Source organism: Chromobacterium sphagni, from assembly GCF_001855555.1.
Taxonomy (GTDB): Bacteria; Pseudomonadota; Gammaproteobacteria; order Burkholderiales; family Chromobacteriaceae; genus Chromobacterium; species Chromobacterium sphagni.
In genome coordinates, this window is record NZ_MKCT01000010.1 from 1 (window position 1) to 6099 (window position 6099).

Here is a 6099-nt window from a genome sequence, read left to right on the forward strand (position 1 = left end):
TAGGGAACACAATTAAGGCGGGGTGGTTTTTAGAGTGGTTTTGCTTTTAATTTATTGTTTTTAAACAAAATGGTACGGATTGCAAATCCGTCTACGCCGGTTCGATTCCGACCCCCGCCTCCAAATAAAACCCCCGTAAGTCAAAGACTTACGGGGTTTTTCTTTGCCTATTTCTTAGCTGTCAACCACAGGAAAACGGCCAGTTTTCCGCAATTTTCAGCCCCTAACCACTCGAAAAATCAGCCTAACCACGCGTAGACTATAGTTTTTGCCCTCTACGCGAGTTTTTAATGGCTACCAAGCGACAACGGCCCAGCGGTTCCTGGGAGTTCATCGTCCGGCGCAAGGGCGTATTGCCGCGCCCGGTGTCGTTCACGTTCGAGCGTGAAGAAGAGGGCGACAACTACTGCTCCCGCTTGGAGGCGCTGCTGGACCGCGGCATCGTACCGCCCGAGCTGCTGCACGAAAAGCCGGACCTGGCCACCATTGGCGACGCGCTGCGCGATTACCTGGTGAGTGTGCCGGTGGCGGAGTCTGACAAGCCGGTGCTGGCCACCTTGATGGGCAAAGTGGGCGGCGTGGAGCTGCGCACGGTCAATTACAGCTGGGCGGAAGCCTGGGTGCGTGCCTTGAAGCAGGAGGCGCAACTCTCGCCCTCTACCATCCGCCATTATGTTGGCTCGCTGGCCCGCTGTTTCGACCACCTCACCCGCAAGCCCAACTCCACCTTCGTCACCAACCCGCTGCGCCTGCTGCCCAAGCGCTATGCCACGTATAACGACGCCGACGCCGCGGTATTGCGCGCCACGGCGCCACAAGGGCAGGTGGTGCAGGTGCCGGTGGACGAATGGCGCGATAGGCGGCTGGCGCCGCACGAGGAAGAGGCGGTGCGCAAAATCATGGCGGGTGAGAAACCAGCCGGCCGCCAGCGCGCCCTGGCGCTGCGCTGGCAAGGCGCGCTGGAGTTCCTGTTCGATTTGGCCTTGGAAACCGGCATGCGCCTGCGCGAGATGTACACGCTGGGGCTGGATCAGGTGGACGAGGGCAAGCGCACCATCTTTCTGGAAAAGACCAAGAACGGCGACAAGCGCCAGGTGCCGCTGACATCGGTGGCGCTGGAAACGATGGCGCGCTACCGGCGCCAGGTGGCGGCCGGCGAGCGCGGCATGGAAGGCTGGCAGTTTGAGGGCGGGCGGCTGTTCCCGTGGTGGGATGTAATGACAGCGCGATTGTGCTGAAGAAGACCACTGCGCTACTCTCTCGCCAGTACGCGCGCATCTTCGAGGCGGCAGGCTGCGAGGATTTTGGTTTTCACGATCTGCGGCATGAAGCTACTAGCCGTATTTTTGAACGGACTCAACTTTCAGATTTGCAAATTGCAAAGATTACTGGCCATAAAGACCCGCGCATGCTTTCAAGATATGCAAATTTACGTGGGTCAGACCTTGCTCAATTGCTATGGTGAAAAAATGGATCAAATTGGTTTGAAGCGAAAGGAAAAGATAGATAGTTTATATTTAACTATCGAACGTGGCTTTCTTGTAAAAGGAAGGAAAGTAGTTATTCCTTCAATTGAAAGTGGGGTGTGTCGTTATTGTGGAAAAAAAAGTCCTGATGTTTGTTTTAAAACAGAAGCGCATGCATTTCCCGGGTTTATTGGAAATAATTCGTTATTTTCTAGTGATGAGTGCGATTCTTGTAATGAATTATTCAGCCGAATAATTGAAGATGACTTGGCTAATTATATGGGCGTAGCAAGAACTTTGAAGGCGAATTCGAGGTAGAAATAAGATACCTAAGTATAAGCCACCAAATGGTACATTGGAGATTTCTGCTGATCACTCCTCTATTGATATAAGATCCAGTAGGGAAGAGGGAAATGTTACTCGTGATCTTGATCAAAAAACAATAACGATTACGTCCCTCGCTTGCCATATGTCCCAATGGCTGTTTTTAAGTGTTTTGTCAAGATGGCGATCGCAGTGTTGCCTAAAAATGAACTCCTTCATTTAAGACATCTCTGCGATTGGATAGTGCAGGAAAGGCATCAAGTTTATTATAAGCCGTTGAAAATAATTAAGCAGTCACTCACGGGGCCGGTCAAATATGATGTAATTTCTTATTATTTGTTAAAGCGTAAGCATCACGGAGATATGGTTCCATATCTCCAGTTTGTCATAATTTTTGCTGGTGAAATTTATCAATTGCCTTTGCCTATTCCTGATATGGATTATTATCTAGATGGAAAAGAATTTGAGGTTACACTCTTCCCTTATCCAACGCTAAGCGTTGATCATGTTGACAAAATATGGTAGTGTTGGCTGTCAGGTGATTGATTTGACCTCTCCTGAGTTGGTTGTTGGTGATGAGCTTAAAATGGTTATGCATTTCGATGAGTTGTTGAATTTGTAATATTTTCTGTTAAGAATTTTGAAATTCTGTCACCTCCAGATCGGTAATTCCTTGCGTCGGCTTCCACGCACCCCCGAATTGTTGACACCAGTTTTTACCCGCGGCAACTTACCCTCTCCACCCAATGTTTTGTTGGCTTCCGCCTTGGCAATCCGCTGATTGGTCTGCCGCCGCACTTCATCGCGCAAGTAGCCCAGCACGTCATCGCGCAGAAACACCCATGCCACACCAACCTTGCAGCCTGGCAGCACACCCTTGTCCGCCAGCTCGCGGGCGGTTTCGGTGCCGATGTTCATCAGCTCGGCGGCTTCATCTAGATTCAGCGTCTCTTTCATCACAGTTCCTTTCTTGTTCTGCTGGCGGCCATAGGTGAGCGGCCTTGCCGGTTTTCAGAGGACGGCGCCCAAGTTGATGGGATGGGCCGGCCGCTCGCCTATGGCCGCTGTGCGGCCGATTGATCAGATGCCTTCCACCACCAGTTCCAGGCTGGTGCGTTCTTCGCCGGTGGCCAGGATCTGGAAACGGTCCCGGCCTTGGCTGTCGCGGCCGTTGGCGACAAGCCGGCGTTCTAGGCCGTTGCCGGCCAGCGTCACCACGTAGCGCTGCAGCGGCAGCAGGTCGATGGGCAGGCGCAGCACGAGGTAGGGCACGAAGCCCGCGCCGGCCTGGGTGCTGGTCCAGCTCGATGTCACGCAGCCGGCGGGCCATGCGCTCGGCGCGGTTGATGTTCCGCATCTGGCTGTTGATCCTGTCTACCGTGGCGCGGAACTCGCTTTGCGCGTCCAGCAGCAGCTGGGTGTAGAGGCTGGTTTGCTCGTGGGTCGTGGTTGCGTTCATCGCGGTTGCTCCTTTTGGTTTTTGCCGCTCACAGGCGGCCTGCTTGGGTTTGATTGATCCATTGCCGCGCGCGGGCGGTGGCCTGGGCGAGCTGCTGGGAAACGGGGATGCCGGGGCGTACGCGCTCCAGGGCTGCGGGCCTGGGCGGGCAGGGCGCTCAGCCTGGCGCCGGTCGGCGTCGGCCTGGGCCCGAACCTGGGCGATGACTTCCAGGCCGCGGCCCGCCGGTATGCCCAGGCTGGCGGCCAGCCGGCGGTTGACGCGTTGCAGGCGCACGCGCTCGCGGCTTTCTTCGCGCTGGCGCTTGGCGGCCAGGCGGTGGCGCTCCACATCGTCCATCGCCCATTGGCGGGCAAACTCCGGGAAGGCCGCCAGGTGGCGCTGCTGAGCCTCGAATTCCTGGCGCGCGGCCAGTTGCTCGGCGGTTAGCCACTCGTCGTCGCCATCGGCCTGCTGGGCCTCTCGCATCGCATCGGCCAGGGTGAAGCGGTGTTCGTCGGCAATCGGCCCCAGCGGGGCACTGCGATTTCCGTAGAGTTATTGACACGAGTCCAAGGGGAAGCTGCGCTTCCCTCAACATCCAAACCCGGCGCCTTGCGGCTGATCTGCCATTCGTGCGGCCGTGTCATGGCAAGCTGGCCGGAAGCCTGTTCCACCACGCCGAACACGCGCTTTTGCCCTGCTTCGCCGTAGCGGTTGATGGCGGGCTCCGAATCCCGCGCCACTTGCAGCGGCATGTCGCGGCGCTTGGCTTCATGGCCGCCCATCAGGTGACGAAGCGGCCCCAATTGCCGGTGTCGGCGGCAATGGCGGCATGCATCAGCACATCCTCGGCGCCGGCCCACTCCCAGCGGCGCAGCTCGCGCCACACCCCCACCGGCGGGCCGCCCACTTGCTGGAATTGGCGGATGCCCCAATGGCTGGCCCAGGCGTCCACCCGGCGCGCGGTTACGGTGGCGTCCGTGGCGGCGGACTGGTCGCGGCTGTCGCCATCGTCCTGGCCGGCCAGGCCGGTGAAATCCTGCGCTTCGAAGTCCTCGCCAATGCTGCTGCCGTCATGCTTGGCACCGTCCACGTTCTTGGCGATGTACTTGGCGATGTAGCCGGCGGCGGAACCCTTGTTCCAGTCGATAGCTTCGAACTTCACCCGTGCCGTGATGCCTTTCCACACCCAGCGCGGCGGCTGGCTCCAGAAATCCGCCTCGATGCCGACGCGGGCGGCGATGTCGGCCAGCTTGCCCTTGGCGCCTTCGGCGCGTAGCGCGCGGGCGGCGGCCATGGCTTCCGATTTGGTCTGCATATAGCGCAGGCCCAGCTCGTCGCGGTCTTCGCGCACGGCGTAGCGGGCGACGATGGCGCGGAAGGGCTTCACCTCCTCCGGCGGCATGAAAAACAGGCCGTGCATGTGCGGCGTGCCGTCGTGGTGCGGCTCCGCCACGCGGAAGCCAAAAATCTTGATGCCGGCGCGGGCCAGCGCGGCGTTGATGCGTGACCACACGCCGCCCAGGTAGTCGCGGGTGTCAATAGGGGTGAAGCCGGCGTACTTGGCGTTGCGCTTGCCGCTCTTGGCATGGCGCGGGTGGTACTTGCTGGGCGCGGTGATGGTGATGAACTCGCCGGCCATCTCCAGGCCGACGGCGATGTACTCGAAACCGGCGATGCGCACCATCAGTTCGGCGCGGCGGATGATGGGGTTGCTGGTGCTGAGTTCGGCCAGCTGCGCCAGCGTGTATTCCTGGCCCAGCTCGTTGATGGCGGTCAGCGCCTCCAGCAAGCCGCGGTTGCGGCGCTTCTGCTCGCCGCGGCGGGCGATGGCGTCATGGCTGGCGTACAGGCCATGGCGCTTATGCACCAGGCCAAACTGGATGGCCAGTTGCTCGCTGCGGCGCGCATTGGTCCGGCGCAAGGCCCGGCGCCACCACAGGCTGCACGCCACCCGCGCGGCGCGGCCGGTGTCGGACTTGCCGCGCGGCGGCTCCACGCCAAAGCTGCGGCAGTAGCGTTCAAGCTGGATCACATCCGCGCCGCGGCCAATCAGCTGGTCAGCCTCGAAAGCGCGTTGCTTGGCAAACTCCACCAGCTCCATCTCGCAGGCGCCCAGCGGCAGCGCGTTGCGCGGCATGAAGCGGGTCAACTCTCGCAGCCAGGCGTCGGCGTCGGCCTGCCGCGGGTCGGCTTGACCCTGCGCCAGCTCCAGCGGGCGGCTGCGGCGCTTGCGCCACTCGCGGCCAATGGCGCGGCCCAGGTGGCGCGGGAAACGCTCCAGTACCGGGAGGCGGGAAACGGCTGTCACGCGGCTTGCTCCTCGCGGCCAGTAGCCGCAACGGACAGCGGCTCGGCATGCAGCGGCAGGCCGCCGCGCAGTAGCTTGGCTTCAGCCAGGTCGCTGTGGCTGAGCGCGATATCCATTTCATGCATCATCCAGCCCGGCTGCGTCAGCACCATGGCCCGCAATGGCAGGCGATGCATGGCGATTAGCTGATTGATGGCGCGCTCCGCCACCGCCATGGTCTTGAGCGCGTCTTGAATGTCCTTCATCGCCTCCAATTGCGCCAAGTTCAGCAACTGCTCCTGCAACAGAGCTGCCGACCCCGCGCTTGCGCGCCGCTCCGCATGGCGACGATCAAGGGCGGCGCCCACCAGGCGTATGGCTTGCTCGCGCGGGGTTTCCGGCTTGGGTGATCGGCAGAGCTCGCCCAAAATGGCATGACGTTGCGGGCGAAGTGTTCGTTGATGGCGTTCATGGCTGAAACCTCGATCAGTGCAGCGGGATGAATTGCAAGACGATGACCAGCAGCAGCACGCCCCCGGCCAGCAGATCCACCACGGCGCGACGGTAGCCGGCCGGCC

General features: G+C 60.2%; 10 protein-coding genes and 1 tRNA gene. 6 read left to right on the forward strand and 5 right to left on the reverse strand.

Annotated features, from left to right (window positions below; translation table 11 throughout):
- Window positions 1-16: 16 nt before the first annotated feature.
- The 5 genes from BI344_RS24325 to BI344_RS23750 all read left to right on the forward strand — a co-directional run bounded on the left by BI344_RS24325 (window position 17) and on the right by BI344_RS23750 (window position 2315).
- Window positions 17-123, forward strand: a tRNA-Ser gene (locus BI344_RS24325).
- A 167-nt stretch (window positions 124-290) separates the two neighbouring features.
- Window positions 291-1238, forward strand: a complete 948-nt coding sequence (locus tag BI344_RS25750) for a tyrosine-type recombinase/integrase (RefSeq protein WP_095210796.1) — start codon at window positions 291-293, stop codon at window positions 1236-1238.
- The gene (locus BI344_RS25755; RefSeq protein ID WP_206600339.1) at window positions 1232-1465 is read left to right on the forward strand and encodes a tyrosine-type recombinase/integrase; all 234 of its coding nucleotides are present in this window, start codon (window positions 1232-1234) and stop codon (window positions 1463-1465) included. Before BI344_RS25750 ends, BI344_RS25755 begins: the two co-directional genes overlap by 7 nt.
- A 4-nt stretch (window positions 1466-1469) precedes the next feature.
- The gene (locus BI344_RS23745; protein ID WP_206600340.1) at window positions 1470-1784 is read left to right on the forward strand and encodes an HNH endonuclease; all 315 of its coding nucleotides are present in this window, start codon (window positions 1470-1472) and stop codon (window positions 1782-1784) included.
- Window positions 1785-1943: 159 nt separating this feature from the next.
- Window positions 1944-2315, forward strand: a complete 372-nt coding sequence (locus BI344_RS23750; protein ID WP_206600341.1) for a hypothetical protein — start codon at window positions 1944-1946, stop codon at window positions 2313-2315.
- A gap of 126 nt (window positions 2316-2441) precedes the next feature.
- On the opposite strand, the gene BI344_RS07060 is transcribed toward BI344_RS23750, so the two are convergent.
- Both BI344_RS07060 and BI344_RS07065 read right to left on the reverse strand, forming a co-directional pair.
- A complete protein-coding gene (locus BI344_RS07060; protein WP_071112278.1) occupies window positions 2442-2747 on the reverse strand; it encodes a helix-turn-helix domain-containing protein in 306 nt (101 codons plus the stop codon).
- 123 nt (window positions 2748-2870) lie between these two features.
- Complete coding sequence (locus tag BI344_RS07065) at window positions 2871-3104, reverse strand: hypothetical protein (RefSeq protein WP_071112279.1); 234 nt, start codon at window positions 3102-3104, stop codon at window positions 2871-2873.
- A 409-nt stretch (window positions 3105-3513) separates the two neighbouring features.
- On the opposite strand from BI344_RS07065, the gene BI344_RS24330 reads away from it, so the two are divergent.
- A complete protein-coding gene (locus BI344_RS24330) occupies window positions 3514-3678 on the forward strand; it encodes a hypothetical protein (protein WP_158021042.1) in 165 nt (54 codons plus the stop codon).
- On the opposite strand, the gene BI344_RS24745 is transcribed toward BI344_RS24330, so the two are convergent.
- The 3 genes from BI344_RS24745 to BI344_RS07080 are packed head-to-tail and all read right to left on the reverse strand — an operon-like array spanning window position 3675 to window position 5949.
- Entirely contained in the window at window positions 3675-4016 is a 342-nt protein-coding gene (locus BI344_RS24745; RefSeq protein WP_071112280.1) for a hypothetical protein, read from the reverse strand. The two genes, BI344_RS24330 and BI344_RS24745, sit on opposite strands and share 4 nt — an antisense overlap.
- On the reverse strand, window positions 4016-5542 hold the full coding sequence (locus BI344_RS07075) for a replication endonuclease (protein ID WP_071112281.1): 1527 nt from the start codon (window positions 5540-5542) through the stop codon (window positions 4016-4018). The genes BI344_RS24745 and BI344_RS07075 overlap by 1 nt, the downstream gene beginning before the upstream one ends.
- Window positions 5539-5949: a hypothetical protein gene (locus tag BI344_RS07080; protein WP_139166919.1), complete on the reverse strand. Its 411-nt coding sequence runs from the start codon at window positions 5947-5949 to the stop codon at window positions 5539-5541. The genes BI344_RS07075 and BI344_RS07080 overlap by 4 nt, the downstream gene beginning before the upstream one ends.
- Window positions 5950-6099: the final 150 nt, after the last annotated feature.

Coding starts and splice junctions, on each gene's coding strand:
- BI344_RS07060 (WP_071112278.1), bottom strand. CDS start 2,747: ATGAAAGAGACGCTGAATCTAGATGAAGCCGCCGAGCTGATGAACATC.
- BI344_RS23750 (WP_206600341.1), top strand. CDS start 1,944: ATGGCTGTTTTTAAGTGTTTTGTCAAGATGGCGATCGCAGTGTTGCCT.
- BI344_RS24745 (WP_071112280.1), bottom strand. CDS start 4,016: ATGGGCGGCCATGAAGCCAAGCGCCGCGACATGCCGCTGCAAGTGGCG.
- BI344_RS25750 (WP_095210796.1), top strand. CDS start 291: ATGGCTACCAAGCGACAACGGCCCAGCGGTTCCTGGGAGTTCATCGTC.
- BI344_RS23745 (WP_206600340.1), top strand. CDS start 1,470: ATGGATCAAATTGGTTTGAAGCGAAAGGAAAAGATAGATAGTTTATAT.